This is a genomic window from Paenibacillus glycanilyticus (genome assembly GCF_051200795.1).
GTDB lineage: Bacteria > Bacillota > Bacilli > Paenibacillales > Paenibacillaceae > Pristimantibacillus > Pristimantibacillus glycanilyticus.
Genome location: NZ_CP195155.1, coordinates 3948727 through 3974248, shown reverse-complemented (window position 1 = coordinate 3974248; position 25522 = coordinate 3948727). Strand labels below are relative to the sequence as shown.

The window sequence follows — 25522 nt, the reverse complement described above, 5'->3', positions numbered from 1 at the left end:
AAGGAGATGACAATTTGAGTAAATGGAGTTCCCGTTTGCGAATATGGACCGAGTGGCCGTCAACGCGGATGGAAGCGAAGCTCTTAATCGTTTTTGTCCTGCTTATTCTGGTTCCCATAGCTTTGCTTACTTTATTGTCCGCGCAGCGATACACGCAAACGATTGAAAGGAACACGGTATCTTATGCATCGGAGCTCACCGATAAGATGATCGGCAAGCTGGACGATTACACGGTGGATATGAAAAAAATTTCGATAATCCCGTCTTATTTGGACGAGATCCAAGCCGGGTTGAAACAGTCCAACGACTATTACGCGAAGGAGCTTGAAGCGAAAGGGACATTAACGGACAAAACGGCAGCGGATGATACGGTCAGGCTTAAGATTCAGCGCAAGATCGAGAGCAGCATCTATTTCATGAACAATATTAAAGAGGGTACAAGCAACATCTATTTGTTCGACCGTTACGGCAATCCCTATTATGTGATAAAGAGCGGGGGCGTACGATCGAATCTAAGCGACTATTATGGGAACTGGCAGCAAATTGCGGATGAAGCGCATGGCAAGCCTGTGCTGGTCAGCACGCAGGAAGTGACCACGGTTAACCGCAAGCAGTATGTATTTACGGTTGTCCGCGAAATCATTGATAAATCCTATAACCCTATCGGACTCATTGCCGTTGATGCGAACATTTCGGTCATTACGAATATTGTGCAAGATTTGGATGCGACGACGCATGGAACAACGCTCATCCTGGATGAGCAGAAGAACGTCATTTATGACAGTGAGCAAAAATACTTGCTGCAAAATCTATCGGATAATGAGCTGCTTAAGCAGGTGACCGGCAAAGAAGGCAGCTTCCATATCGGAGACAAGGATCATTCGCAGCTGGTCATATACCGCAAATCGGAGGTATCCGGTTGGCTGATGCTGATCTCAATCCCGGAGAAGCAGCTCAAGTCCGAGGCATTGCGAACACGCAATTATACGACGGCGGCTGCCATTTCCACGATGTGTCTGGCACTTGTCATCTCTCTTATCACTATTTTCGCGTTAACCAAACCGCTGCGCTCGCTCGTTAAGCTGATGAAGCAGGTTCAATCCGGGAAGCTGGATGTGATGTTCCCCATCAAGCGGCGCGATGAAGTAGGCATGGTGGGAAACGCGTTTAACCGGATGATGGCGCGCATCGTCTCTTTAATTGACGATATTTACCGGATCGAGCAGCGCAAGAAACAAATCGAGCTGGAGAGTCTGCAGCGTCAGATCAATCCTCATTTCATTTATAACACGCTTGAATCGATTCGTATGACTGCGGTCATTAATGATGATCCGGAAGTAGGGCAGATGGTGCAGCTGCTCGGGCAACAGCTCCGCTACAGCATTCATGCCGGAAGCGAGACCGTACAGGCCGAGCAGGAATGGGAGCATTTAAGAATGTATATGCAGCTTTTAAGCTATCGTTACGGAACGCGGTATTCCTTAAAGCTGCCGGAGGATCCCGCGGTTGGGAAAATCGAAGTGATGAAGCTGCTTTTCCAGCCAATCGTTGAGAATGCGATTAATCATGCGTACGACGAACAGACGGGAGACTTAGTTATTTCAATCGGTTATAGGCAAGCTGGCGGAGATCAATATTTTATCGTCAAAGACGAGGGCAGCGGCATGGATGAGAAAGCGCTGCAGCGGCTGCGAAGCATGCTCGATGCGGAGCAAATGCCGGTATGGGAAGGCCGCGGCATCGGTCTGAGAAATGTGAACGAGCGGCTCAAATTACGCTATGGCGCTGCTTACGGCATTACGGTGGACAGCGTGCCAGGCGAAGGAACAACGGTGTCCATTAAACTTCCGATTCAATCCAAGCAGGGGGGAATGACCTTATGAACATTATCGTAGTCGATGACGAAGAACGAATTAGACTCGGATTGTGCAAGCTGATCGAACAGGCAGGAGAGAACTACGTCATTATCGGCTCTTACGGCAGCGGTCAGGAGCTTCTGGACGAAATCGAGCATCTGGAGCCGGATTTAATTATTACGGATATTAAAATGCCGCAAATGACCGGAATTCAGCTTATTTCAAAAGTGACCGGCATGCGGAAAAAGGCGAAATTCGCCGTCCTGAGCGGCTTCAATGATTTCGAATACGTGCGCGAGGCGCTGCGCTATGAGGTTAAGGATTATTTGCTTAAGCCCGTTAATTTAGACGAACTGAACCGTATGCTTGCAAAGGTGGAGGCGGAAGTCAGGCAGGAGAATAACCGCAGACGGCTGGAATCGGAAGATTTGGTCAGTCTGCTGCTGTTTGCTGACGACAGGCAACTGCCTGCTTTATTAAAAGAGGAAGTAAGCGGCGAGCTTGACCGCAGCCGGTTGTTTGCTGAGCATTATGCCGTATTGCTTATAGGCGGTGATCCGGCTATAACTGATGAGCATCTTGAGAAATGGACTAGCGATTGGCAGCGTGAACGCAAAATCGTAAGGAACGAGAGTTTGCGACAGGCTCTCATTATCGCAATCGGACAGAATGATCACGCCAATACGGTGCGGGATCTGGCGGTAACGCTTTTGCAACGAGTGCCTGGCTTTACGAAAGCAAAGATCGGATATAGCAGTGTTTTTAGCGGCAGCAGCCGCCTTGGGCAGGCTTATCGCGAGGCTTCGGCCGCTTTTCAACAGGCTTGGTATAATAATGAGCTTCGCGGGTGCTCGGGAGTAAGTAACCAAACGGCGCATAAGGAAGAGAGATATCGCTTGCTCCGCATTATCGATAAGGAGGTTTTGCCAGCCCTTCAGGTATGCGACGTTGCTCTGGCAAGCCGCGCTTTCGAGAACTGGCTGACGGAGTGTGCCCAATACCGTTTCCATTGGGATGAGCTGAGGGAAGTATGCTCGGACATGCATGTGCTTATAAGCGAGGAAATAAAGCAAAGGCTTGACCGGCAGCTGTCGGTTGGCGGAGAGCCCGGCAAGAACATTGCTCCCGAGAGCTTCGAGGATTGGCGAGCCTTTGCCGCTCAGCTGCGCTCGGATATGAGCGACCGTTTCCATACGCTTGAGCAGGGGCGTTCCGAGAATAAAGCGGTTGAAACCATTAAAGCTTATCTTCAGAAGCACTATACGGAAGAAATCGAGCTGCAGCGTCTGGCTGATCTTGTCTATTTGACGCCAAGCTATCTGAGCAAGCTGTTTAAAACCGAGACGGGCGAGACGATAACCGACTATTTGACTTCGGAGAGAATCGAACAGGCCAAGCGTCTGCTTCGCGACGAGTATGGCCTGAAAACCTACATGATCGGGGAGATGGTAGGTTATGCGGATCCGGCGTATTTTACGAAAGTGTTCAAAAAAATGACCGGTAAAACACCCAAGGAATACCGTGACATAGTTAGGTGATTGTAGTTAGGTGAAAGTTAGCAAAATTGAAGACAATAAAAAATAACGGAGTCCATTAAATTAATAGAGCCTTTCTCCTATAATATGATGTAAGCGTTAACAACTCAGCCTGCAGTCATCAAACAGAAAGCGAGGGAGCCTATTGTTTAATTTCAGTTATAAAACACAGCGTTATCTTATTTTATTCGGGTTTTTAACGATTCCCGTTCTGCTGTCGCTGACCTTCTCTTATTATCCAGCCATCTCCTTGGTCTATTACAGCTTGACCGATTGGAGTGGACTAGGCTGGGATATGAATTTCATCGGCCTCGACAATTACAAGGAAATTTTCACGAAGCCGGAAGTGTTCGGCGCGCTGAAGAACAACCTCTATTATTTTATTGGAGGACTTGTCCAGGTTGCGTTATCGCTCTATTTTGCCGTTATCCTAACGGGCAAGCTGCGCGGCCGTAACGGATTCCGGGCCATGTTGTTCATCCCTTACGTCCTGCATAGCGTTGCAACCGTGATCATGTTCAAAAACCTGTATCACATGGAATACGGGTCGCTTAACGTGCTGCTTGGCTCGATCGGATTGGAATCCTGGCAGCAGAGCTGGCTTGGCAACAAGCATCTCGTCAATTTCTCGCTTGCTTTTATCTCGATGTGGAAGTACATGGGGCTTAACATGGTTATTTTTATCGGAGCGCTTCAATCCATTCCGAGCGACTTGTACGAAGCAGCATCCATCGACGGGGCTAACGGCAGACAGAAGTTCCGGTTCATTACGCTGCCGAGCATCCGCAAAGTAACAGAGCTGATGCTAATCCTGACCTTGACCGGAGCGCTCGAAGCTTTCGATATTCCTTATGTCATGCTGCTAGGCGCGAACGATACATCGACCTTCGTCATTAAGACCGTGGACACGGCGTTCAAGTACCAGAACTTCGGTCTAGCTTCCGCAATGGCAGTGATACTGCTCATCATGGTGCTTGTCTTCATCGTTATTCAACGCAAGCTGCTGTTCAGAGAGGAGGGGTAACGGGATGAAACGAGAAGAGTCATTCTCCTTTACGATATTCAAATACGTGACGCTGGCCATGGCCTTGTTCGTCGTGTTCTTTCCCTTGTATTCCGTATTTATCGGCGCCTTCAAGACGCAGCGGGAATATTACCAATCCGGGCTCCGAATGCCAGCTGATTTATTCAACTTTGAGAACTTCAGCAAGGTTATCGAGATCGGCAAGCTTGGGCTGGGCTTTAAAAATATTCTAATCATTCTCGTTATTGCGGTTGCCGGCAATGTTTTGTTCGGAACGATGGTCGCTTATGCGGTCGGAAGATTCGATTTCAAGCTGAAAAAACCGATTATGGGGATGTATCTGATTGCCCAAGTTATTCCGATGGTAACGACCCAGGTTGCTACGTTCAGCGTTATTAAATCGCTGCATCTGTACAATACGATGGGCGGTCCGATCATTTTGTATTTGGGCGCAGACGTGCTTCAGATCGTTATTTATTTGCAGTTTGTGAATAGCATTCCGAAGGACTTGGACGAAAGCGCGATGATGGAAGGGGCTTCTCTATTCCGGATTTACCGCTCTATTATTTTCCCGCTGCTGGGACCTGCCACGGCAACGCTTGTTATTCTGAAAACCATTTCGATTTACAACGATTTCTATACCCCGTACTTATACATGCCGAGCCAGAAGCTGAAGGTCGTATCGACAGCCATTTATTCCTTTGTCGGACCAAATGCTGCTCAATTAAACGTGATATCTGCCGGCATTCTTATTATTTTCATTCCGACGCTGCTGCTGTTCCTGTTCCTCCAGCGTTATATTTTTGCGGGAGTTACGAATGGCGCGGTTAAGTAGTTGGATGGACGAAGCAGCTGGATGGACTAATGGACTTAACTAAAGGAATTCATGAGGGAGTGCATCAACGTTGAAACCATGGAATGAATATGTGAACGGAATGACGTGGGGGTGGACCGGCGTGCGCGGTACTTGGGCAAGTCCCGAAGCTGCTCACTCCATGTCTGAGATGACGAAGCTGAATGTAAACTGGGTGGCGATCGCTCTTGCTGCCAATCAAGAAACTCCGCAGTCCACCGTGATTCCTTATTGGAATGAACCAACCGTGACGGACGATGAAGTGTTGTGGGCGATCCGGGAAGCTAAGCGGCATGGATTAAAAGTATGCTTGAAGCCGGTCGTTAACTGTGCAAACGGGACTTGGCGGGCTCACATTAATTTCTTCGATGATGAGGTGCCCGGCGAACCGAGCTGGGCGGAGTGGTTCCGTTCTTATCGTTCTTTCATTAAGCATTATGCCGCTATTGCCGAAGCGGAAGGCTGCGAGATGCTCTGTATCGGCTGCGAAATGGTGCAGACAGACAAACGCGATAAGGAATGGCGCGCTTTAATTGCGGAGGTTCGAGAAATCTACAGCGGGCTTATTACCTATAATTGCGACAAGTATCAGGAGGAGCGGGTTACCTGGTGGGATGCCGTCGATATTATTTCCTCCAGCGGCTATTATCCCATTGATCAATGGGAAGCTCAGCTCGATCGGATCGAAGCGGCCGTGAAGTCTTGGGACAAACCGTTCTTCTTCATGGAGGCCGGTTGTCCAAGCCGTGAGGGTTCGCCTGCAAGGCCCAATGATTGGTCGCTTCCCGGAGGTCCTTCCGAGCTCGAGCAGAAGCGGTATTACGAAGCCATGTTCGCAGCCTGCTCGAAACGCGAATGGATGCAAGGTTATATGCTGTGGGATTGGCCGGCACGATTGTATGAGAGTGAGGAAGCTGCAAACAATGACGATTACTGCATGTATGGCAAAATCGCGGCTGCAGTCATAAGCGAGCATTATGCTGGAACCGTATAGTCCTTTACTGCCTTCCAACCTAACAAAACAAAAAATGTTAGCATAATTAATGACAATAAAAACAAAAAAACTTCATATGAATTTGTTTTTCCAGAAGATATGATGTTGATGTAAGCGATACCAAAATGTGGAACAAAGCAAATGGAAGTTGTTAAATACTAATTGCAGGGGGTAACAACGATGGAAAAAAGATTTGCGGTCTCATTGGTTCTTGCTTTAACGGTAGTCCTCACAACAGCTTGCGGAGGCAACAATGCAGGGAATAACAATGCGGGAACGGCTACGAACTCCGGCACTAACAATGCTGCAGCTTCTAACGACGCCGGTTCGAAAGATGCTGAAACGACGGATGCTCCAAGCGATCTGAGCGGTACGATTAAAGTACTTACGCAAAGAACGGACTACGTAAACGATGGAACCTTCGACCGGTATGCGGCAAAATTCAAGGAAAAATATCCAAACGCGAAGATCGAATTCGAAGGTCTTACGAACTATGCTACGGACATTCAAGTCCGATTGACAACTGGGGAAGCCGGCGACGTTCTGATGATTCCGGCAGGCCTGGCTACATCGGAGTACAGCAAATATTTCGAACCGCTTCCGGATGAATGGTTCAATAACGTTTATTTCGCGGATAACACGTTGTTTGACGGCAAACGTTACGGTCTCTCGACCGGCGTTAACACGCAAGGTATCGTGTACAACAAGAAAGCATTTGCGGCTGCGGGCATTGATAAAGTGCCAACAACGCTCGATGAGCTTTATGCCGATGCCGAAAAGCTGAAAGCTGCGAAGATCACGCCGCTGTACATGAACTATGGCGCGCAATGGCCGATGGGCAACTGGGGAGATGGCTCCGCTTGGTACGTAAACGGCGACCCGCAATTCGCTACGAAGCAAGTATCCGAGGATGCGCCGTTCCAATTGGATAACGCCTGGGGCACGCTCGCAACCATCGGCCGTACATTCGTTGAAAAAGGTTATGTAGAGAAAGACTTGTACACGAACAACTGGGAAATGTCCAAAGGCGAAGTAGCAAGCGGCAAAGCGGCCATGTATTTCCTTGGCAACTGGGTAATCCCTCAAATTATCGGTGCTGGCGCAGCATCGGAGGATATCGGCTTCTTCCCTCTTCCATACGATAACAGCGGCAAATACAACGCACCGCTTGGTTCCGACTATTTCGTAGCCGTAAGCAAAGACAGCAAAAACAAGGATCTCGCTAAAGCATGGGTAGAGTTCTTCGTAAAAGAATCCGGCTACGTTGAAGATTCCGGCTTTATGCCAATCGACAAGTCGGCGCAATCCTCTATTCCGCAGTTGGCGGAGTTCCAAGCGCTGAACCCGACGTTAATCGAAAGCGAAGCAACGGATCCTAAATACAATGAAATCGCGAACAAAGCGCAAATCGGCATCGGAACAGGCGATTACGTTCAAGAGTATATTGTAGCCGATGATCTCAAAGCTGCATTCGATAAATTAAATAAAAAATGGAAAGACGCAAAAACAGCTTTGGGCTACTAGGCAAAGCTGAAAGCCTCGCTTCGGGATAGCCGAAGCGAGGCTTTTTATTGTGGCTGGCTGGAATGAGGAACGATTATTTCTCCCATAATCAGGGCTAGTTAAGCTTGCGTTTTGCGATAACCGCTTGGCGTTTGATGATACGTTTGTTTAAAGACTCTCTCGAAATGCGGAACGGTGTTAAAGCCTGCTGCAAAGCATACCTCGGTAATCGTCAGATCTGTGGAGGCCAGAAGCGATTTGGCGAACTTCAGTCTTAATTGCTGCAGGTAATTCTGATAAGACAGGCCGACTTGCTTGCTGAAGCATTCGCTGAAATAAGTGGCGGATAGACCTGCATAATTAGCTACCTTGGCAAGAGTGAGCGGCTCCCTAAAATGATGATGCATATAGACCAAGCCTCGGCGAAGCGAAGGATGAAGGAGATGGGGGGCGGAAGAACCCTCACGAACTCCCGGAGTAGATTTTCTGCAAGCCCTTGCCAAGTCTATTAATAATCGTTCAAGCGCTCCTTGAATAAGGATGGAGTGACCGATGTCGGCGTTCTTGGTTTCATCCCATATTCTTCGGCAAAGTTCCTCCAATTGATCGGCTTCCTTCGGCTCGAATGGATACGAATAGGGAGAGTTTGCGTAGATGAGCTCTAAGAGGTCGTACTTAATAAAGGATTCCAGAAAAATTAAATCGTATAAGCGGATGGTCTCCCCGGGGTCAGGTACAATTTCATGGAAATCAGCCGGAGTCAGCAGAAACAGCAAGCCGCGCTCCAATCTTCTCGATACGCCATTAAGCGTATGTACGCCACTGCCCGAAAGAACAAAGGCAATTTCGAAAAATTCATGCCAATGCGTCTCAATTTTGTTGGTAATCGAATGCTCATATATGCGAAATGGCGAGGAAGCGTCTAAGTAATTTTCATTCAATAACCTTTCGGGAGTCCACTCGACAGTCATGAAATCTCACCTTTTTTGATATGACTATATCGGAATTCCTGGTAGATATAAAGTTGAATTTGCTGAATCCTAAAATATGCATCGTTTCTCCGAATGGATAAGTAGCTGAATAAACACGAAGAAATTTATGATGAGAATGCAGAGAATCAGTTGAAGGAGTGAAAAAATGATGTCAAATTTATTGCTTACGAATGACGATGTATCCAATTATGCGAAGAATGGGTACCTTCTTCACAAAAAGCCTTTGTTTTCACCTGAAAAAATGCAAGAGCTTTCTGAAATATTCGAAGAGCAATGGGCTGCGGTAGGAAAAAAGCTGAATAGCGAGTTGGACACTCCGCACTTCCGCGATGAGCGCTTGTTAAAGTTTTTGCTCAGCGATGAGGTGCTGGACCTGGTGGAGCCGTTAATTGGCCCTAATATCGGACTTTGGTCCAGCCATTTTATAGCCAAGGAGCCGTTTGTGGGTAAACAGACTCCGTGGCATGAAGATTCGGCCTATTGGAAAGGCAGAATCGACAGAATGGACAAGATTGTAACCGTCTGGCTGGCAATCGATCGAAGCAATAAGGAAAACGGCTGCATGAGAGTCATTCCGGGGACTCACAACAACGGCTTTTCTGAATATGAGTCAGTAAGCGAAGACAGCAATATTTTCAACAGTCAGATTAAGAAAGTGAATGATTCGGAGGCTGTATATTTCGAACTGAAGCCTGGAGAGTGCTCCTTGCATGATTCGAGAATTATTCATGGAGCAGCAGCGAACACCAGTCCCTTTCGCAGATGCGGCTATACCATGCGGTACTTCTCTACCGAAGCGAGAGTTATTCCTGAGAAGAATCCCGGATTCAAGGTCTGGCTCGCACGCGGCAAAAACATAGCAGGAAGCCAGTTTGTTAACGAATAAGCGACTCTATGAAATGGGCTTCAAGACAGGCCATTGGAAGAACCAAGCAGTACAAGCCTTCATAAAATGAGATAGCTTCACAATCCATTTATGAGGGGGAAACATGCGATGAGTATCGTTAATTATGTCACCAATAGCGGATTCGAATCGGGGCTCACGGGATGGGTAACCTCCGGGACAGTCACTCTCAACTCGACTTACAGCCAGACTGGCTCGAATTCCGCCCAAGTTGCAGGAGGGACGTCCGGCTCCTATATCTATAAGCTCGTGAGCGTACCTGACGGCAACAGCTTCGAGCTGATGGTTTCGTTGTCGAAGAACGGCTCCGGGCTTGGACCGTCGGTCATTATCGGAGTCTTTTACTTTACGACCGGGCTTGTCTTTCAGAATACGGGTCTTTTGGCTACGATACCTTCCCGTCTGCCGGATGGCACGGCGAACAACTGGAAGACCGCCTACTTTCACGTGGAACCGGCCTTTTCTGGAGGAACTATAGCTCAAATCTTCATTATGAACGGTTCGCTGGCCAATTCGGTAGATTTATTCGTCGACGATGTCCAGCTGCTGAACAGCGCTTTGGATCTTGGCTGATGCAAGCGAATGAAAAGGGAAGCAACAGGCGCGTCCTGTACTTCCCTTTTTCCTTTTCTTGAAGATTTATAATGCAATTATCATTGACGAGTCATTGTAGATGGAATCATAACGCAGTAAAATATTGGATAAGCATAGTAGGAGAAGTGCAGGTTAGCGGTTGGGGGAGAGAGGCTGAGGTGGATACTTCGTTACTTGTTGCGTTAAGTATTTCATTTGTTATTGTGACCTTGTTTACTCCTGTCTTGATATGGGGGCTGCGCAGCTTGAAGCTGCTTCAGCCTATTCGTGTTGAGCTGCCGGCGGATCATCAGGCCAAGCGCGGCACGCCGCTGATGGCCGGACTCATTTTGCTTACCGGCGTGTTTACCTCGGTTTATTTCCATCCCAGCCCGCTTGTGCTTTTTCTGGGAGCAACGTTTGTTCTATTCAGCCTGGTAGGCTTTATGGATGATATGAAGAAGGCAGCCTTTCAGGATCCTTCGGGCATTTCGGGGAAGACAAAGCTGGTATTCCAGTTTGCGTTTACGATTCTATTGCTCTATATTCTGTTGACTCAATTTCATTTGAGCTCCGATATTCTGCTGCTTCATCATTTAGCGATTCACCTGCCAGTGTGGGTATATTTGACTCTCATGATGCTGTTTATCGTCGGCTCCGCGAATGCGATTAACTTTACGGATGGGCTCGACGGGCTGCTGATTAACGTCTCGATCCCAACTTATTTTTTCTTTTTTATGATCTCGGACAAAACAGAAATTAAGACTTTTTCGTTAGTGATGATTGGCTGCCTGCTGGGGTTATTTCTATACAATATTTATCCGGCGAAAGCTTTTATGGGAGATACCGGGTCGCTTGCGATTGGCGGTTCGCTAACCTTTCTAGCTGTTATTGAAAAGGTTGAAATTCTTATTCCGATTTTATTTTCAGTCTATATAGCGGAACAACTATCGGTCATTCTGCAGGTCTGGTATTACAAGCGAACGAAAAAGAGATTGTTCCGGATGGCTCCGATTCACTACCATTTCAGTTTGAAATATGGCTGGAGCGAGAATAAGATCGTCATTATTTTCGGATTCGTATCTTGGATCTCCGCCCTGATCTGCTGGGTTCTATGGAAGTACATGCGATGAACATGCAAAGGTAATGGATAAGCACTGACGCCTTAGGGTCTCAGTGCTTATTTTTGTTGACCGGCAGCTTTCTTAATTAAAGACTTCGTTCCAATAAAACCCCAACTTGCTTCGCCATAACTTCCGGTGGATGGGGCATTCCGTTCCTGATCCACCACTCAATTACCCCTACATAAGCAGTCCCTGCATACTGCAGCATAACATCTTCGCTCAAATCGGTATTTCGGTCGCTTTCCCTGTCAATCTCCCCTTTGAAGCCTTCCATAAAAGAATTCAGCAGCCGCGTTCGGAAAGAGGACGGGGCACCTTTCGCTTCTTTGCTGGCAAGCATCGTGGAGAAAAAGAGATAATTCTCTTCGAAATATTTGAAATAAGGAACCAGCGCGTCAACCCAATCCATTTCGCATGCCCATTTATCCATTTCCCCCAATTCGTTTAAGTGCGTTTCGATGAGTTTATCCAGTAAGTCGTATTTGTCCTGATAATGCAGATAAATCGTTCCGCGGTTTAAATTTGCCCGGTCCGCGATATCCTGAATCGTAATTTCGTCGAAGCTTTTTTCCGACATGAGTTCGATAACCGCGTGTTTTAATGATTCCTGCGTTTTAACAATTCTTCGATCTACTTTGGGCATGAAATAGTCACCTGGCCTTCGCAAGATAATTAACATTTTTGTCTTCGCTGTTGATATATCAACATTTCCCGACTTTTTAACCATTGAATGCAATCTGCTAAGTTATATAATAATGAACATGAGTTGATTAAACAATGCGTTTTGTTTATCCAGTTCATGTTGATGTTTATTATCAATAAATCAACCGGGAGGTTATTTCATGATTACAGCTCATGCACGCGCAACATTTAGTCAAGAAGGGACTTTCGAGCTTACGGCGATCGAGCGCAGGGAACTGCAGCCTAGCGATATCCTTATAGAGATTAAGTTTGCCGGAATTTGCCACTCCGATATCCATTCCGCCAGGGGGGAATGGGGGCCTGTGCAATATCCTTTTGTTCCGGGTCACGAGATTGCCGGAATTGTCACTAAGGTTGGTTCGGAAGTAACCAAGTATAACGTTGGCGACCGGGTTGGAGTAGGCTGCATGGTTGATTCCTGCGGGAAGTGCGCAAACTGCCATAAGGGGGAAGAACAGTATTGCCTCGAAGGAATGACCGGTACTTATGGCTCTATCGACCGCTACGGGCAATATACGCAAGGCGGTTATTCCACCCATATCGTCGTAAAAGAAGAGTTCGTGGTTAAAATTCCCGACGCATTGGCGCTGGACGCTGCCGCCCCGCTTTTGTGCGCCGGCATTACTACGTATTCACCGCTGCGGCATTGGGGAGCCGCTCCAGGCAAAAAGGTTGCCGTTGTGGGACTTGGCGGCCTTGGACATATGGCCGTGAAGCTCGCCCACGCCATGGGAGCAGAGGTAACGGTCTTATCGCAATCCCTGAAAAAGAAAGAAGACGGCCTGCAGCTTGGCGCGGACCATTATTATGCGACAAGCGATCCGGAGACGTTCAAGCAACTGGCTAGTTCCTTTGATCTTATCGTAAATACGGTAAGCGCGAAGATCGATATTAATGCGTACCTCTCGCTCTTGGCCGTGGACGGTACATTGGTCAACGTTGGTGCTCCATCTGAGCCGCTGCCGGTTCAAGTATTCTCGTTGATTCCTCAGCGCCGTTCGTTTGCCGGGTCGTCTATCGGCGGAATTCGCGAAACGCAGGAGATGCTGGACTTTTGCGCTGAACACCGGATAACTCCCGAAATCGAAGTCATTTCAGCCAATCGGATCGATGAAGCTTGGGAGCGCGTATTGGCTTCGGATGTCCGGTACCGATTTGTCATTGACGTTGGCACGATGATGAATGAGTAAGGATCTTATCTAGAACGAATACGAAATGGAGGAATTATAAAAATGACGATTAGAAGAATTGGCTCTGTGCCTTCCGGCAAAGGACCGTTTGATTATTTTACGGGAACGGTTCGCATTGATCCTCTGTTTGAAGCGCCGGACCCTGCACGCGTTGCCGGAGCAAACGTTACGTTCGAGCCGGGAGCAAGGACCGCATGGCATACGCATCCGCTTGGCCAGACGTTGATTGTAACCGCGGGCAGCGGACGGATACAACGCTGGGGAGGACCAATTGAGGACATATTCCCCGGAGACGTGGTCTGGTTCCCGCCGGGAGAGAAGCATTGGCATGGCGCTTCTCCAACGACCGCAATGACTCATATTGCCATACAGGAACGTCTGGACGGCAAGGCGGTCGAATGGCTAGAGAAAGTAAGCGACGATCAGTATCAAGGCTGATCGGGTGCAACATGAGGATGATTTCTATTGACCGTAAACCCGAATAAATGGCTGATTATTATTTTGGCATTAGGCGTCTTTGGGATACTTAATACGGAGATGGGCGTTATTGGAATATTGCCGCTAATAGCCGAGCACTATGCAGTCAGCATAGCCACCGCCGGGCTGGCGGTTAGTCTTTTTGCACTGGCCATTGCCGTATCCGGTCCAATTATGCCTTTATTGTTCTCGCGCAAGAATCGCAAGACAACGATGCTGCTTGTGCTCGCTATTTTTATTCTCGGCAATGTGGTCTCCGCGGCAACGTCCAATTTTACCTTGTTATTAATTGCGCGGGTGATTCCGGCTCTTTTTCATCCGGTATATGTGTCACTGGCCTTTACGACAGCTGCTTCGTCGGTCAGCAAGGAAGAGGCTCCAAAAGCAGTCTCGAAAATATTTATCGGAGTATCGGCTGGCATGGTTCTAGGTGTGCCTGTCACTAGTCTAATTGCCGAAGCTACCTCCTTAAGCATGGCGATGATATTCCTTGCTCTTGTGAATGCGCTCGTGTTTTTGGCAACTCTTCTTTTTGTGCCGGCCATGCCCGTTAGCGAAAAAGTATCCTATGGGGCGCAAGTAAGCGTACTGAAAAGATCAGCCATTTGGCTCTCCATCGCCGCCGTTATTTTTATGAATGGAGCCGTATACGGCGTGTATAGTTATCTTGCCGAGTATCTGGAAACCGTTGCGAATATGGCGTGGAATACGGTCAGCTTCGCGTTGTTCCTTTACGGAGCGGCCAATATCGTCGGAAACTTCCTGGCAGGAAAGCTTCTCGCCACATACGCCCATAAATGCGCTGTTATTTTTCCTTTTGCGCTGGGCGCGGTTTACATCGTTATGTTTTCTGCGGGACAGCTCCACATTTCCATGCTCTTCATTATAGTAATTTGGGGAGTAGTAGCAGGTATCGGAGCGAATATTAACCAATACTGGATAACGTCCGCTGCTCCGGAGGCGCCAGAGTTCGCCAACGGATTATTTCTGACATCAGCCAATTTAGGAACAACCTTTGGAGCGACGGTATGCGGACTATTTATTACCGGAATGGGTACGTCGTACGTTGTGTTTGGCGGATTTCTATTTTTGCTGTTAAGCTCCGTTTCCGTATTGCTGAGAAGCCCCTCTTCTAACCAAGCCAAACAATTCAACTGATCAAAGGCTGGACCGCAAAATAAAGAAGTATGGACGTATTTCGTTCATGCTTCTTTATTTTTTGGCTTGCGGTACATGTCGGAGACATGCCTCTGTATGTTTAAACCGCAGAAACTCTAGGCAGGAACCCATAAAGAAAAGCCGGCATAACATGAACTATTGTCAGCAAGAGGGGAGACGGGAAGGAAATTGCATTGGCTTAGTATTTTGGGGATCGGTCTTGCATCTAATTTAGACAATTTGGGAATCGGCTTTTCCTTTGGCACCCGGCGTATAAAAATTCCTATTCGTTCTAACCTGCTTATTGCCGCCTTATCAACGCTATCCGCTTATATCGCAATAAGATGCGGACATCTGATTGCAACTTATACGTCACCATCCTTTGCGAATGCCATTGGCGGCAGTATGATTATGGCCATTGGCCTATGGGCGATAATCAAGTCCCTGATGGCGACAAGCAGAAGGAAAGCATCAAATGCTCAAAAATCACATAGGGCGGACCAAGTCGGAGAGGTCATTATTACTTGGAAAGAAACATGGGCGCTTGGAATTGCGCTTTCGTTAAATTGCATTGCCAGCGGATTAGGGGCGGGTGTTACCGGTGTATCGGCTTGGGGAACCACGATTTCGGTAGGAGCGTTCTCGATTATTACCATTGCATTGGGGTCAAGTCTCGGACACCAAATATCTAATACGGTAGTTGGAAAGTATTCCAATGCTATAGGGGGAATTATTTTAATTTGCATTGGCATTTACGAGATTATCATTTGAGGCCGAAGGCCTTTTTATATTCGATAAGAAAACAGCAGCTTCCGTTATTCCGGAAGCTGCTGTTTTGAATTGGGGCGGTCTATTTCGATTTCGGCTGTGTTCTTTTTCGCAATTGGCTCATCCTCATTCATCAGCCCATGCATGCCGGTTTTAAATTCCCGAACGGTGCGGCCAAGCGCACGACCAAGCTCGGGAAGCTTTTTGGGGCCGAATAGCACCAATGCAACAATAATAAGAAGGATAAAGCCGGGCATTCCGATGTCAGCCATCCATGAACCCTCCTAAAAACAATGTAAACGCTATACTTATTATAAACGACAATTTCGCCTAATAGAAGGTGAAGGTGAGGGAGTGGCGATTCCTATTTCGACATGAAGCTTAATGGGAGGTCTTAGGCCTGTATTGGCTTGGAGTCATGCCCATAACCTTGCGAAATACCTCGCGGAAATGCGCAGGATCCTGATAACCAACCTGCTTGGCGATATCGGCTACCGATTGAGAGTTAGCGGTCAACAGCCGGCAGGCCAGCTCCATTCGCTTGTTCTGCACGTATTCGGAGAACCCCATCCCGGTCTGCTGCCGGAACAATCGGATGAAATGCCGCTGGCTAATGCCGGCTTGTACCACTAACTGCTCCACCTTTAAGGGTTTAGCAATATGCTGATTCATATGGTCCAGTATGCTTGCTAACTCGCTATGTCTCGTGCTGTGGATTGTTTGGTTGCCGGTGATATCCTGCATCTTCAGTTTCCTGGAAATGCGCGTCAGCAGTTGAAGCAAGCCTGCAAGTATAGTTGTTTCGAAGCCCCAAGATTCCTCCGTAAATTCCCGATGCAGCTGCTCGAACGATGGCGCAAGCTCGAGCGAGGTATCCCGGAGAAATAGATACGTCCCCGGAGTACCGTCAAGAACATGCAATACGTCGGTATCCCGGCAGTATGGAGATAACCATGCGCTAAGCTCTCCGATCCAATCGGGGCGGATGCAGAGGTTATAGACGAGTAGACGGTTCGACGTACCGGTGGGCCGGAAAATATGGGAAGTGCCGATCGGAATGATATACAAGCTGCCTTTGCTTGTTTTGTTGACTTCGTCAGCCGCATAATGATAGCCCTCACCAGAAATGACATACACAATTTCAAGATAGGCATGATCATGCTCTCTAAGCTCAAAGCCCTCTTCCCAGCGGTTAATAAAAACAGGGAATTTATTATGGAAATGCTCCTCGATGGAAGAGTGGTAGGCGGGAGCTTTCCCCGCCTTTTTTGGGTCGTTTAAATACATGTCATTTTCCCCTATGCATCATGTCATTTGTTCCTGCTTCGCGGATGTTTTGCTTATTATACAATTTACGTAAACGAATCGAAAGGGGCAAGCTTACCGATGGTTGTACAAGATAAGAAGAAGGCTACCTGGATCTGGTATCCCGGAGATTTCGAGATAAGGCTGCATGAGAAAATGTCAGCAAAGCGTACCGCGCGAGGGGTTGCTTATCCCGCTTATTGGCGGCTTGACCGGCATTATTCCAATATCAAATTCCGTTACACCTATGAGCTGGAGCATGAAGAAGAAATTACGATTGCGGCAGAGGGCGTCTTTTCTCTCTATTTGGATGGCAAAGATAATTACCGCTCCAACCATACAACGATAACGCTTCCTGCAGGGCGCCATGAAATTTTGGTAAGCGTGTTTAACGATACGGAAATGCCGGCACTTTATGTTAAGGGACACTCCATTCAATCTGATTCCTCCTGGGAAGTGACTTCCTATCAGAATGACTGGCTGCCGGCGGGCTTCTGGAAGTTTGATACCCCGGAGAATAGACCGTCCGCCTTCCGACTGGCGGTTACGCCTCAAGACCCCGTCTCGGTTATGGACAAAGAAGGCTATCCGCTTCTTGATTTTGGCAAAGAAACCTTCGGCTATCTTCGTTTTCATAACTTGAGGGGCAACGGTTCCGTAAACGTCTATTTCGGAGAATCAATCGCCGAGGCGCTTTCGCCGGAAGAATGCGTGACCTTGGATGCTTTCGAGGCGGAAGAAGCGAGAGGGAAGGAAGTGAATGGCGTATTCACGCTGGAGGAGCCAAAAGCATTCCGGTATGCGTGGATTCACGCCGATCCCGGTGTAACGTGGGAACGGGTATCGATGCTCTACGAGTATGTGCCGGTTCAGTACAGAAGCTCGTTCGAATGCTCGGAACCTAAACTGAACGACATTTATAAAATGTCGCTGTATACGCTGCATTTGAATACGCGCGAATTTTTCCTGGACGGAATCAAGCGGGATCGCTGGGTTTGGTCCGGAGATGCTTATCAAGCATTCCTGATGAACTACTACAGCTTTTTTGATCTGGATGTCACGCGCAGGACGCTTGTGGCTTTGAGAGGGAAAGATCCTCTTGCCATGCACCTTAATACCATCGTGGATTACTCGCTCTATTGGTTCATTTCTCTTTACGACTATTATTTGTATACTGGAGATTTCTCCTTCATCCGCCAAAACTACGATCGTGCCGTAACCTTGATGGAATTTTGCCTAAACCAGCGTAATGAAGAAGGATTTATTGAAGGGCGTCCGCAGGATTGGGTATTTGTGGATTGGGCGGATTTGACCAATACGGGCGCGGTAAGTACCCTGCAAATTTTGTTAGCCCGGAGTCTGGAAGCGATGAGCGCGTTCTCCGGTCAGATTGGCGATGAAAAGGCATCCTCTAATTACGGTCGCTTGGCGGCGGAGCTTAAAGAAAAGACGATGGCCTTATTCTGGGATAACGAAAGAGGCGGACTGCTGCATCACCGGGTGGATGGGGAGACCAAGCCGATACTCACGAAGCATGCCAATATGTTTGCGATGACCTACGGTTATTTGTCGGAAGAACAACGTTCGAGCGTCATTCGTCAGGTGATGCTGAATCCCGAGGTTCCGCAGATTCGGACTCCTTATATGCGATTCCATGAACTAGCCGTGTTATGCGACAGCGGCGAGCATGATGTCGTGCGCAAGGAAATGCTGTCCTATTGGGGCGGCATGATGGATCTGGGAGCAACGTCTTTTTGGGAGGAGTACGACCCTTCGCTTGCCGACGATCAGCATTACGGCATGTATGGCATGCCATTTGGCAAAAGCCTATGCCATGCCTGGGGGGCAGGTCCGATCTACTTGATTGGAAAATATTATCTGGGCATCACCCCGGCTTCACCTGGTTATGAAACCTACATCATTCGGCCAAACTTGGGCGGGCTGCAGCATATGCAAGGGACCGTTCCAATTGGCGAAGGGCAGATCACGGTCAAGATGGATCTGTCCAGCATTCAAGTGAAAAGCACAAGCGGCTCTGGAGTGCTGATCTTTGTGAGCAGTAGTCTTCCCAAATGCCCGGACGCCGAAGTTAGAAGCATCGGGAGTAACACCTATGAAGTAGCCGTAAAAGCAGGTAAGCCTTACCACATAACTTATCAGGCATAGGACATTTCAGTGGAGAAACTCCTCAGGCGGGGAGTTTCTTTGCGTGCAAGCTGATTACTTTACTTTTTATTTTTCTTGACTTGGAGTGAACTCCGGGTTGTATAATCACATTTGATACAGATAGAGAAAACAGACTAGGGAGATAGGAGATTCTTATTCGCAATGAATGCAAACAAAAAATCGAATTTTATTCGCCAAGCCTTGCTGCTCGGATTATTTTCGACGCTAGGCCCGTTTACGATTGATATGTATCTGCCGGCGTTCCCGGAAATCGTGGAACAGCTTGGCTCGTCAGCTTCGCTTGTTCAATTCAGTCTCACAGCCTGCTTGCTCGGACTTGGCATCGGCCAGCTTGTGATGGGCTCGCTCAGCGATGTCTATGGCCGACGTATTCCGCTGCTTATCTCGATGGCCTTTTATGTGGCGTCCTCATTGGCATGCGCATTCTCGCCGAATATCGTTCTCTTGATCCTGTTCCGCTTTATTCAAGGCGTTGCCGCTTCGGCCGGTATTGTTATTTCCCGCGCGATCGTACGCGATTTGTACAGCGGTCACGAGCTTACCCGATTCTTCTCGCTGCTTCTGCTCGTAGGTAATTTGGGACCTCTCGTGGCGCCTGTTGCCGGCAGCGGGGTGTTGTCGGTTACCTCCTGGATTGGCGTCTTTATCTTCCTGGCGGTGCTTGGCATCTACCTGCTCTCCGTGACGAAATGGAGCCTCAAGGAAACGCTGCCGGTCGACCGCCGCAGCCCTTCGAACTTCGGTCAGCAGCTGCGCAATTACGGTTCGCTGTTACGTGATCGCCAGTTTGTCGGCTACATGCTGGCACAAGGCATTATGATCGCCGGGGTATTTGCTTACGTATCGGGAACACCGTTTATTTATCAAAATATTTACGGAGTATCGCCAACCGTATTTGCTCTTCTGTTCGGTTCGAACGGAGTCAGCCTGATCATCGGCTCCCAGATCGTTGGACGGCTGGCGCATCGCGTTTCTGAACGAAGCTTGTTGCTATTTGGACTTTGCCTTGCCTTATTGGCAAGCATCATCGTTGTAGTGGTAACGCTTGTTCAAGGACCGTTATTTACGCTTGTTATTCCGCTCTTTGTCTTTGTAGCCTCGATTGGCATAACCTCAACGGCAGCATTCCCGCTTGCGATGGAAAGCCAGGCTAATCAGGCGGGCAGCGCGGCTGCACTGCTTGGCGTTATTCCGTTCCTGCTTGGCGCGGTTGTGGCTCCGCTCGTTGGCATTGCCGGGGAAGATACGGCTGTTCCGCTTGGAATCATTATTTTAATTACAAGTATTGCGGCCATGCTCGCCTACTTCCTGCTCGTAAGAAGAGGCACGAGTGCGCCTAAATTAAACACGGTAGGGCAAAAAGCCGTATAAGAGCCTCACAAAATCCCGATCATGATTGATCGGGATTTTTGTCATGAAAATCAGATAGGATTTGACTACAGCCGTCTCGTGCTATACTCTGATATAACGATGAAACAGTAAAAGGGAGATACAAATGCCTTCGATTATAACTAAGCCGTTCGACAAAGAAATGCAAAGCCTGTTAGGCGAGTTAAGCTCGGGTTATCATGCCGGGGAATTAAGCCGGAAGGATCCTTCGGAATTGCCGGAAGTGATTTATACGATTGAGCATAATGACGAAATGGTTGGATACGGAGTCGTGCGGGAATACGCGCAAGGCAACCAGCTCATTCAGAAGGCGGAAAAGGATTATTTTCACCCGGATGAAAGGTACTTGGAGAAAGATTTCTATATTGATATCAAGAACGAGACGAACTTTATTTTTATAGAAGCGTTGGATGTGCTGAAGGAACATGAGGGAAATGGGTATGCGGCGTATTTCGTGAATTGGCTGAAAGCGAAATATCCGGATAAAAAGATGTATGTCTATTCGCTCGATAAATCACAGAATTTTTGGTACAAACAGCAGTTTGAAGTGGTAGGAAGCACGGTGTGGATGACTTACAATTAAATGACATGAGTGAACGTGATAAGAGGGATAATATTAAAAATGCCGTTTGCTTTCCCTAGGGAAGGCGAACGGCATCTTTTATTTTATTGATCCTTTAATTCAAATGAGGTTAAGAGCTCTTGGTTTAAAATGTTCAGAATCCTTTCTAAACTTATTTTGTTATCTACGATACGGAAATCGATTAAACCAAAAAACGTTTTTGCGTTGTCCTCAGGGGTCTGCCCCACCTCAATTGCTTCGTAGCTGACTTGCAGAACCTCGCAACCTTTAATGGAGTATAAAATGCCTGCGGCCGTGTTGGTCAGTTCGTTATCCAGATGTAACGTATACCTTGTGTAGTTTAACATGATGCTGTTATTATTCAAAAATATCCTCCTATATTGGTAAATTTTTATAGTTAATAGTGGTAGTATAGCATGAGTACTTTCTAAATGTAAGTATAATATACGAATAATATAGGGCTATAGTCATGTTTTTTTGCGGGCAACAAATAAGAACTGCTTAGCATCGTGCATATGAATAAGCTTCGCAACTTTTAATAGCAGCTTGCGTTCATAACTAGGAATTTTATTTGTCCTTTTAAATCCTCTATCATAGCGGATTTTTTTCTGCGAGTTGACCTTTGACAGCAAGTTGTCAGTTACAGTAAACTGTAACTGACACACTTTGGTGACAATATAACACTTTCATGTGCAGGAGGGGACGATGGATACTTTTACCGCGAAACAAGTTACTGAGATCATTCAGCTGGACGATGCAAAAATGAATCTTAGAACGGTGCGTTATTACACGCAAATCGGGATACTCCCGCCTCTTGAGTTAGTGGGGAATAAAAGAGTATACTCGAAAAAGCATGTACAATACCTTAGAGCGATCATCACCTTAAGTAGAACGGGTGAAACACTAGCGGCCATTCAAGAAAAGTTAAGAAATCTCTCCATGGAGGAAATTGAAAAAATCGGTGACCAGATTAATCTTTTTAATCCTGAACGTGTTTTGGAAAGCGAAACGCATCAAATCACGGAAGATGTTGCGATTACCTTGAGTCCGCGTTTATCGGAGGAGGTAAAACAAAAAGTCATTAAATCCGTTTCCATGCTTTTAAGGGGAGATCGCGATTGAATATTGAATACAGGCTTGCAAAATCGATGATGGAGAATGAGGAGGGACTGAATCATCTTTGGATTCGATTGGCTGAAGTTGATCAGTCTGTGATCACAGATATTCAAATAAATGTTGGTATGCCAGATGGTATATTTCGTTTGCCAAACCTAAATCATCACAACGAAGATGAGGCAGGTACAATCGTACTTGCAAAAACGGATGATCTTATGTTGGAAATCTATACGACGAACCAAATCGCTTGCGGTGATCATGCAATAACCGTTGATATCGTATTTATGGATTGGCAAAAACATCGCTGCATGCAATCTGTTTCTATTCCTATAAGGGTAGTATTGGCAGATGAAATGGAAACCGTCGAGATTGATGATGAGGTTGTTAATCGCGTTACGCAACTGGCCATTAAACAAGCCTCTAATGAATTAGATGAGATTGAGGTAATCGGAATCCGTCCTAAAAGGTTGACTTTAAATAACGAATATTCTTTTCTGGAGCAGAAGTATCGGGTAGATGGTTGAAAATTGCTGATCGGAGTTGAAGATATGACCCTTATTCCGTATGTAAGGCATGAGTATACCGTGGAACATGAAGACCGGTTCGGAGTAACATATTTTGATATGGTGATGGCGTGCAGCATAACGGATGCAAAAGAGCGCATACGCGGCAGACGTCCATACGTCAACATTCGAGCTGTAACAAAAAATCCGTCTATTAAAGCCAAAAGAAGCCGGTCCCCTATTTAGGGGCCGGCTTCTTTTGTGCGAGCTGGCTAATTTCTTGCCCGGCTTAAAGGAGCTTTTTGGAAATTAGGCGAATATGTAAATAATTATTCCTCACGCATATCAGCTTCGGAAGTATAGCATCCGTAAGATCACTTCAGGATGGGACGTGATTAGCTTGCATCTGCCGATTCATAAGAGATTATTCCGCAACCGAAGCCATGCGCTCCAAACGATGATTATTTCCAATCTATTTATTCTTCTAATCCCCCTTGCCATGGGTGTATTTCTGTATGCCAAGGTTGAGAACAGCCTCGAGAAAAGCACGAACCGGTCCAATGAAGCGATGCTGGAGCAGCTTAGGCTGACGCTCGACAATAAACTGTCGGAGGTCGATCTATTGGCCCGTCAGGTTGTATTTGATCCCAAGCTGGATTACATGCTGAAGATACAAGGACATCCAAGCAGCGCGGACCGGTATCAGTTCGTCGAATTTATGAGGGACAAGCTGGCTCGTTACCGGAATATGACCAGCAGCTTCATTTTTGATTATTTCGTCTATTTCTCGCGAAGCGATACGATTATCAAATCCGATCAGCTGACCGATTCCCATACGTTTTACGAAACAAATTATACCTTTAAAGATCAGTCCTACGAGCAGTGGAAAACCGGTATGCTGGAAAGCACGCATCAATCGGCGTATCTGCCGGTTACTTCCCTCTCCCGAGGACTAAATCCGCTCGCAAGTCTTGAGGTTATTCCGGGCGACGTCATCGTGTACGAGCAAACGCTGCCCGTCAGCTCACCGTCGGATCATCTGGGGAATTTTATCGTTCTGATCGACGTAAATGAGATCAAGGCGATGTTCGCCCAGCTCGAATCGGCAAGTAACAGCGACATTTATATTCTAGATAACAACGGACAGACGATTATGAGCACCGGCTCCGCGTTGTTCCCGGCGGATCTGCTGAAGCGAATGGATCAGACCAATGCCCCTTTTGCTTACAAGATGGGCGGAGTGGATCAGATGGTATCGTTCGTAAGCTCCCAGAAAGCGGGCTTCCGCTATGTATCGATTACCCCGAATAACGTGTTCATGAAGCAGGTGAACCAGATTCAAAGCTGGTCGCTCGGATTATTTCTTTTATGCCTAATTGCCGGTCTGCTTGCGGTTGTAGCGGGGGTATACCGCAGCTATAAGCCGCTGCACGCTACCATACATGCGATCATGCGCGGCAAAGCCATTCACGGGCGCTCCTTCTACAATGAATACGAGTTCATAAGGCAGACGTTTGAGGGCTCTATTCATGAAGAAAAGCATTTGCGGAACACGTTGACCAGGCAGACACCGTTCATACGCGCGAACTATTTATCCCGCCTGCTGCACGGCTATATGGATGTGGATCTGTCCTCCGAGAGTGAAGAATCGCTGCATTTCATGAATTTGAACTTTATTAGTGACCGGTTTGCCGTATTTCTGGTGAAAATCGAGGATGTGCATCTCTTCTCCGACGAGGATGAAGAGAAGTGGGCAAGAGCCAGGTTTGTCGTGACCAACATTGGCATTGATCTGATCGGCCCTCCACAGAAGGGATATGTCGTGGAGCTCGAACGGGACCGGCTTGCGTTCCTGATTAATCTGGATAAGGAGCGGAGGAACGAGGAAGCCGTCATCCACGATATCGTGCAATCCCTCTACGAGATTCTATCGAAGAAATTCAAAATTGGAATCACGATCGCGGCAGGAGGCGTCCACGAAGGTCCGAAAGCGATCCGGAACTCGTATCCGGAAGCGCTGGCCGCGTTGGAATACAGGCTGATTTTGGGCAAAAACGCGATTATTTATTTTCAGGACCTTGCCAGCACGAAACAGCATTACTATTATCCGCTTGAAATCGAGATTCAGCTGACGAACTTCGTAAGAAGCGGCGATACCGACAATGCCGGCAAGCTGCTGGACAAAATCTACAACATGAATTTCTCGTCCAGCCACTTTACGCCGGAGATGGGGAAATGTCTGTTCTTCAATATTATCAGTACCTTCCTGAAAATCATGAATTCGACGAATATGAATCAGCTGGAAGAGCTTGGCGAGGACTTTGATCCGATAAAAGCCGTGTTTTCCTATACAACGGCAGAGGGGATGCAGCGGAAGACAAAGGAGCTGTACGATACGCTTACGAGATCCTTCAACGTGGAGCGCTCCGATCATCGCACCCAGCTGCTTCATGACATACTAGCCTATGTGGAGCAGATGCTGGGCGATTCCAATCTGGGGCTTGCGATGATTGCCGAGCATTTCCGAATGACCCCGCCGTATATTTCTACATTCTTTAAGAAAAATCAGGGGCAAAACCTGATCGACTACATTACCCAGAAGCGGATGAAAGCCGCAAAGCAGCTGATGGACAATAAAGATCTGACGATCGCGCAAATCGCGCAGCTGGTCGGCTATAACAATGATGTTGTTTTTATCCGGGGATTCAAGAAGCTTGAGGGAATTACGCCTGGGAAGTACCGGGAGACCATTGTACCGGATGCCATCAGCTTGAATGAATAGCAAG

24 protein-coding genes are annotated in these 25522 nt (G+C 47.4%); 19 read left to right on the top strand and 5 right to left on the bottom strand.

Features of this window, described 5'->3' with window-relative positions; translation table 11 throughout:
- Window positions 1–14: 14 nt before the first annotated feature.
- The 6 genes from ACR9FF_RS18170 to ACR9FF_RS18145 all read left to right on the top strand — a co-directional run bounded on the left by ACR9FF_RS18170 (window position 15) and on the right by ACR9FF_RS18145 (window position 7786).
- Window positions 15–1883, top strand: a complete 1869-nt coding sequence (locus ACR9FF_RS18170) for a sensor histidine kinase (protein WP_435163517.1) — start codon at window positions 15–17, stop codon at window positions 1881–1883.
- Window positions 1880–3394: a response regulator transcription factor gene (locus ACR9FF_RS18165; protein ID WP_435163515.1), complete on the top strand. Its 1515-nt coding sequence runs from the start codon at window positions 1880–1882 to the stop codon at window positions 3392–3394. The genes ACR9FF_RS18170 and ACR9FF_RS18165 overlap by 4 nt, the downstream gene beginning before the upstream one ends.
- A gap of 142 nt (window positions 3395–3536) precedes the next feature.
- The gene (locus ACR9FF_RS18160; RefSeq protein ID WP_435163513.1) at window positions 3537–4415 is read left to right on the top strand and encodes a carbohydrate ABC transporter permease; all 879 of its coding nucleotides are present in this window, start codon (window positions 3537–3539) and stop codon (window positions 4413–4415) included.
- A gap of 4 nt (window positions 4416–4419) precedes the next feature.
- Window positions 4420–5250 carry a carbohydrate ABC transporter permease gene (locus ACR9FF_RS18155; protein WP_127493357.1) on the top strand — a complete coding sequence of 277 codons (831 nt, stop codon included), beginning with the start codon at window positions 4420–4422 and terminating at the stop codon, window positions 5248–5250.
- Between the two features lie 100 nt (window positions 5251–5350).
- Complete coding sequence (locus ACR9FF_RS18150) at window positions 5351–6262, top strand: glycoside hydrolase family 113 (RefSeq protein ID WP_435172158.1); 912 nt, start codon at window positions 5351–5353, stop codon at window positions 6260–6262.
- A gap of 180 nt (window positions 6263–6442) precedes the next feature.
- Window positions 6443–7786, top strand: coding sequence for an ABC transporter substrate-binding protein (locus ACR9FF_RS18145; RefSeq protein ID WP_435163511.1), 1344 nt, complete (start codon window positions 6443–6445; stop codon window positions 7784–7786).
- A 98-nt stretch (window positions 7787–7884) separates the two neighbouring features.
- Here the strand turns inward: ACR9FF_RS18145 and ACR9FF_RS18140 are convergent, their stop codons facing one another.
- The gene (locus ACR9FF_RS18140; protein ID WP_435163509.1) at window positions 7885–8736 is read right to left on the bottom strand and encodes a helix-turn-helix domain-containing protein; all 852 of its coding nucleotides are present in this window, start codon (window positions 8734–8736) and stop codon (window positions 7885–7887) included.
- Between the two features lie 166 nt (window positions 8737–8902).
- On the opposite strand from ACR9FF_RS18140, the gene ACR9FF_RS18135 reads away from it, so the two are divergent.
- From ACR9FF_RS18135 to mraY, 3 genes are all read left to right on the top strand, one after another.
- On the top strand, window positions 8903–9643 hold the full coding sequence (locus ACR9FF_RS18135; protein WP_435163507.1) for a phytanoyl-CoA dioxygenase family protein: 741 nt from the start codon (window positions 8903–8905) through the stop codon (window positions 9641–9643).
- Window positions 9644–9751: 108 nt separating this feature from the next.
- Window positions 9752–10234 carry an NTTRR-F1 domain gene (locus ACR9FF_RS18130; RefSeq protein ID WP_164775411.1) on the top strand — a complete coding sequence of 161 codons (483 nt, stop codon included), beginning with the start codon at window positions 9752–9754 and terminating at the stop codon, window positions 10232–10234.
- A 179-nt stretch (window positions 10235–10413) separates the two neighbouring features.
- Complete coding sequence (gene mraY / locus ACR9FF_RS18125; RefSeq protein ID WP_435163504.1) at window positions 10414–11367, top strand: phospho-N-acetylmuramoyl-pentapeptide-transferase; 954 nt, start codon at window positions 10414–10416, stop codon at window positions 11365–11367.
- 76 nt (window positions 11368–11443) lie between these two features.
- On the opposite strand, the gene ACR9FF_RS18120 is transcribed toward mraY, so the two are convergent.
- Entirely contained in the window at window positions 11444–12001 is a 558-nt protein-coding gene (locus ACR9FF_RS18120) for a TetR/AcrR family transcriptional regulator (RefSeq protein WP_127493592.1), read from the bottom strand.
- Window positions 12002–12200: 199 nt separating this feature from the next.
- Here ACR9FF_RS18120 and ACR9FF_RS18115 point away from each other — a divergent pair, with 199 nt between their 5' ends.
- From ACR9FF_RS18115 to ACR9FF_RS18100, 4 genes are all read left to right on the top strand, one after another.
- A complete protein-coding gene (locus ACR9FF_RS18115; protein ID WP_435163502.1) occupies window positions 12201–13250 on the top strand; it encodes an NAD(P)-dependent alcohol dehydrogenase in 1050 nt (349 codons plus the stop codon).
- 42 nt (window positions 13251–13292) lie between these two features.
- On the top strand, window positions 13293–13688 hold the full coding sequence (locus ACR9FF_RS18110; protein WP_127493342.1) for a (R)-mandelonitrile lyase: 396 nt from the start codon (window positions 13293–13295) through the stop codon (window positions 13686–13688).
- A 27-nt stretch (window positions 13689–13715) separates the two neighbouring features.
- Window positions 13716–14885, top strand: coding sequence for an MFS transporter (locus ACR9FF_RS18105; RefSeq protein WP_435163499.1), 1170 nt, complete (start codon window positions 13716–13718; stop codon window positions 14883–14885).
- Window positions 14886–15074: 189 nt separating this feature from the next.
- The gene (locus tag ACR9FF_RS18100; protein WP_435163497.1) at window positions 15075–15656 is read left to right on the top strand and encodes a manganese efflux pump; all 582 of its coding nucleotides are present in this window, start codon (window positions 15075–15077) and stop codon (window positions 15654–15656) included.
- A 44-nt stretch (window positions 15657–15700) separates the two neighbouring features.
- On the opposite strand, the gene ACR9FF_RS18095 is transcribed toward ACR9FF_RS18100, so the two are convergent.
- Together ACR9FF_RS18095 and ACR9FF_RS18090 are read right to left on the bottom strand one after the other, a co-directional pair.
- Window positions 15701–15925 (bottom strand): twin-arginine translocase TatA/TatE family subunit, encoded by a 225-nt coding sequence (locus ACR9FF_RS18095; protein WP_127493335.1) that lies wholly within the window; start codon window positions 15923–15925, stop codon window positions 15701–15703.
- A gap of 109 nt (window positions 15926–16034) precedes the next feature.
- Entirely contained in the window at window positions 16035–16940 is a 906-nt protein-coding gene (locus ACR9FF_RS18090) for an AraC family transcriptional regulator (protein WP_435163495.1), read from the bottom strand.
- 99 nt (window positions 16941–17039) lie between these two features.
- On the opposite strand from ACR9FF_RS18090, the gene ACR9FF_RS18085 reads away from it, so the two are divergent.
- The 3 genes from ACR9FF_RS18085 to ACR9FF_RS18075 all read left to right on the top strand — a co-directional run bounded on the left by ACR9FF_RS18085 (window position 17040) and on the right by ACR9FF_RS18075 (window position 21117).
- Window positions 17040–19124 carry an amylo-alpha-1,6-glucosidase gene (locus ACR9FF_RS18085; protein ID WP_127493277.1) on the top strand — a complete coding sequence of 695 codons (2085 nt, stop codon included), beginning with the start codon at window positions 17040–17042 and terminating at the stop codon, window positions 19122–19124.
- Between the two features lie 162 nt (window positions 19125–19286).
- A complete protein-coding gene (locus tag ACR9FF_RS18080) occupies window positions 19287–20516 on the top strand; it encodes a multidrug effflux MFS transporter (protein WP_127493275.1) in 1230 nt (409 codons plus the stop codon).
- Window positions 20517–20640: 124 nt separating this feature from the next.
- Window positions 20641–21117 carry a GNAT family N-acetyltransferase gene (locus ACR9FF_RS18075; protein ID WP_435163492.1) on the top strand — a complete coding sequence of 159 codons (477 nt, stop codon included), beginning with the start codon at window positions 20641–20643 and terminating at the stop codon, window positions 21115–21117.
- Window positions 21118–21200: 83 nt separating this feature from the next.
- On the opposite strand, the gene ACR9FF_RS18070 is transcribed toward ACR9FF_RS18075, so the two are convergent.
- A complete protein-coding gene (locus ACR9FF_RS18070) occupies window positions 21201–21482 on the bottom strand; it encodes a hypothetical protein (RefSeq protein WP_127493271.1) in 282 nt (93 codons plus the stop codon).
- Window positions 21483–21822: 340 nt separating this feature from the next.
- Between ACR9FF_RS18070 and ACR9FF_RS18065 the strand changes: the two genes are divergently transcribed.
- The 3 genes from ACR9FF_RS18065 to ACR9FF_RS18055 all read left to right on the top strand — a co-directional run bounded on the left by ACR9FF_RS18065 (window position 21823) and on the right by ACR9FF_RS18055 (window position 25518).
- Window positions 21823–22239: a MerR family transcriptional regulator gene (locus ACR9FF_RS18065; RefSeq protein ID WP_435163490.1), complete on the top strand. Its 417-nt coding sequence runs from the start codon at window positions 21823–21825 to the stop codon at window positions 22237–22239.
- A complete protein-coding gene (locus tag ACR9FF_RS18060) occupies window positions 22236–22757 on the top strand; it encodes a hypothetical protein (protein ID WP_435163488.1) in 522 nt (173 codons plus the stop codon). The genes ACR9FF_RS18065 and ACR9FF_RS18060 overlap by 4 nt, the downstream gene beginning before the upstream one ends.
- A 370-nt stretch (window positions 22758–23127) precedes the next feature.
- Window positions 23128–25518, top strand: a complete 2391-nt coding sequence (locus tag ACR9FF_RS18055) for a helix-turn-helix domain-containing protein (RefSeq protein WP_435163486.1) — start codon at window positions 23128–23130, stop codon at window positions 25516–25518.
- Window positions 25519–25522 lie beyond the last annotated feature (4 nt).

What these genes read in the sequence shown, in the direction of transcription:
- ACR9FF_RS18090 (WP_435163495.1), bottom strand. Translation starts at nt 16,940, where the DNA reads ATGTATTTAAACGACCCAAAAAAGGCGGGGAAAGCTCCCGCCTACCAC.
- ACR9FF_RS18145 (WP_435163511.1), top strand. Translation starts at nt 6,443, where the DNA reads ATGGAAAAAAGATTTGCGGTCTCATTGGTTCTTGCTTTAACGGTAGTC.
- ACR9FF_RS18155 (WP_127493357.1), top strand. Translation starts at nt 4,420, where the DNA reads ATGAAACGAGAAGAGTCATTCTCCTTTACGATATTCAAATACGTGACG.
- ACR9FF_RS18165 (WP_435163515.1), top strand. Translation starts at nt 1,880, where the DNA reads ATGAACATTATCGTAGTCGATGACGAAGAACGAATTAGACTCGGATTG.
- ACR9FF_RS18075 (WP_435163492.1), top strand. Translation starts at nt 20,641, where the DNA reads ATGCCTTCGATTATAACTAAGCCGTTCGACAAAGAAATGCAAAGCCTG.
- ACR9FF_RS18115 (WP_435163502.1), top strand. Translation starts at nt 12,201, where the DNA reads ATGATTACAGCTCATGCACGCGCAACATTTAGTCAAGAAGGGACTTTC.
- ACR9FF_RS18130 (WP_164775411.1), top strand. Translation starts at nt 9,752, where the DNA reads ATGAGTATCGTTAATTATGTCACCAATAGCGGATTCGAATCGGGGCTC.
- ACR9FF_RS18085 (WP_127493277.1), top strand. Translation starts at nt 17,040, where the DNA reads ATGGTTGTACAAGATAAGAAGAAGGCTACCTGGATCTGGTATCCCGGA.
- ACR9FF_RS18140 (WP_435163509.1), bottom strand. Translation starts at nt 8,736, where the DNA reads ATGACTGTCGAGTGGACTCCCGAAAGGTTATTGAATGAAAATTACTTA.
- ACR9FF_RS18095 (WP_127493335.1), bottom strand. Translation starts at nt 15,925, where the DNA reads ATGGCTGACATCGGAATGCCCGGCTTTATCCTTCTTATTATTGTTGCA.
- ACR9FF_RS18135 (WP_435163507.1), top strand. Translation starts at nt 8,903, where the DNA reads ATGATGTCAAATTTATTGCTTACGAATGACGATGTATCCAATTATGCG.
- ACR9FF_RS18120 (WP_127493592.1), bottom strand. Translation starts at nt 12,001, where the DNA reads ATGCCCAAAGTAGATCGAAGAATTGTTAAAACGCAGGAATCATTAAAA.
- ACR9FF_RS18065 (WP_435163490.1), top strand. Translation starts at nt 21,823, where the DNA reads ATGGATACTTTTACCGCGAAACAAGTTACTGAGATCATTCAGCTGGAC.
- ACR9FF_RS18110 (WP_127493342.1), top strand. Translation starts at nt 13,293, where the DNA reads ATGACGATTAGAAGAATTGGCTCTGTGCCTTCCGGCAAAGGACCGTTT.
- ACR9FF_RS18080 (WP_127493275.1), top strand. Translation starts at nt 19,287, where the DNA reads ATGAATGCAAACAAAAAATCGAATTTTATTCGCCAAGCCTTGCTGCTC.
- ACR9FF_RS18150 (WP_435172158.1), top strand. Translation starts at nt 5,351, where the DNA reads ATGACGTGGGGGTGGACCGGCGTGCGCGGTACTTGGGCAAGTCCCGAA.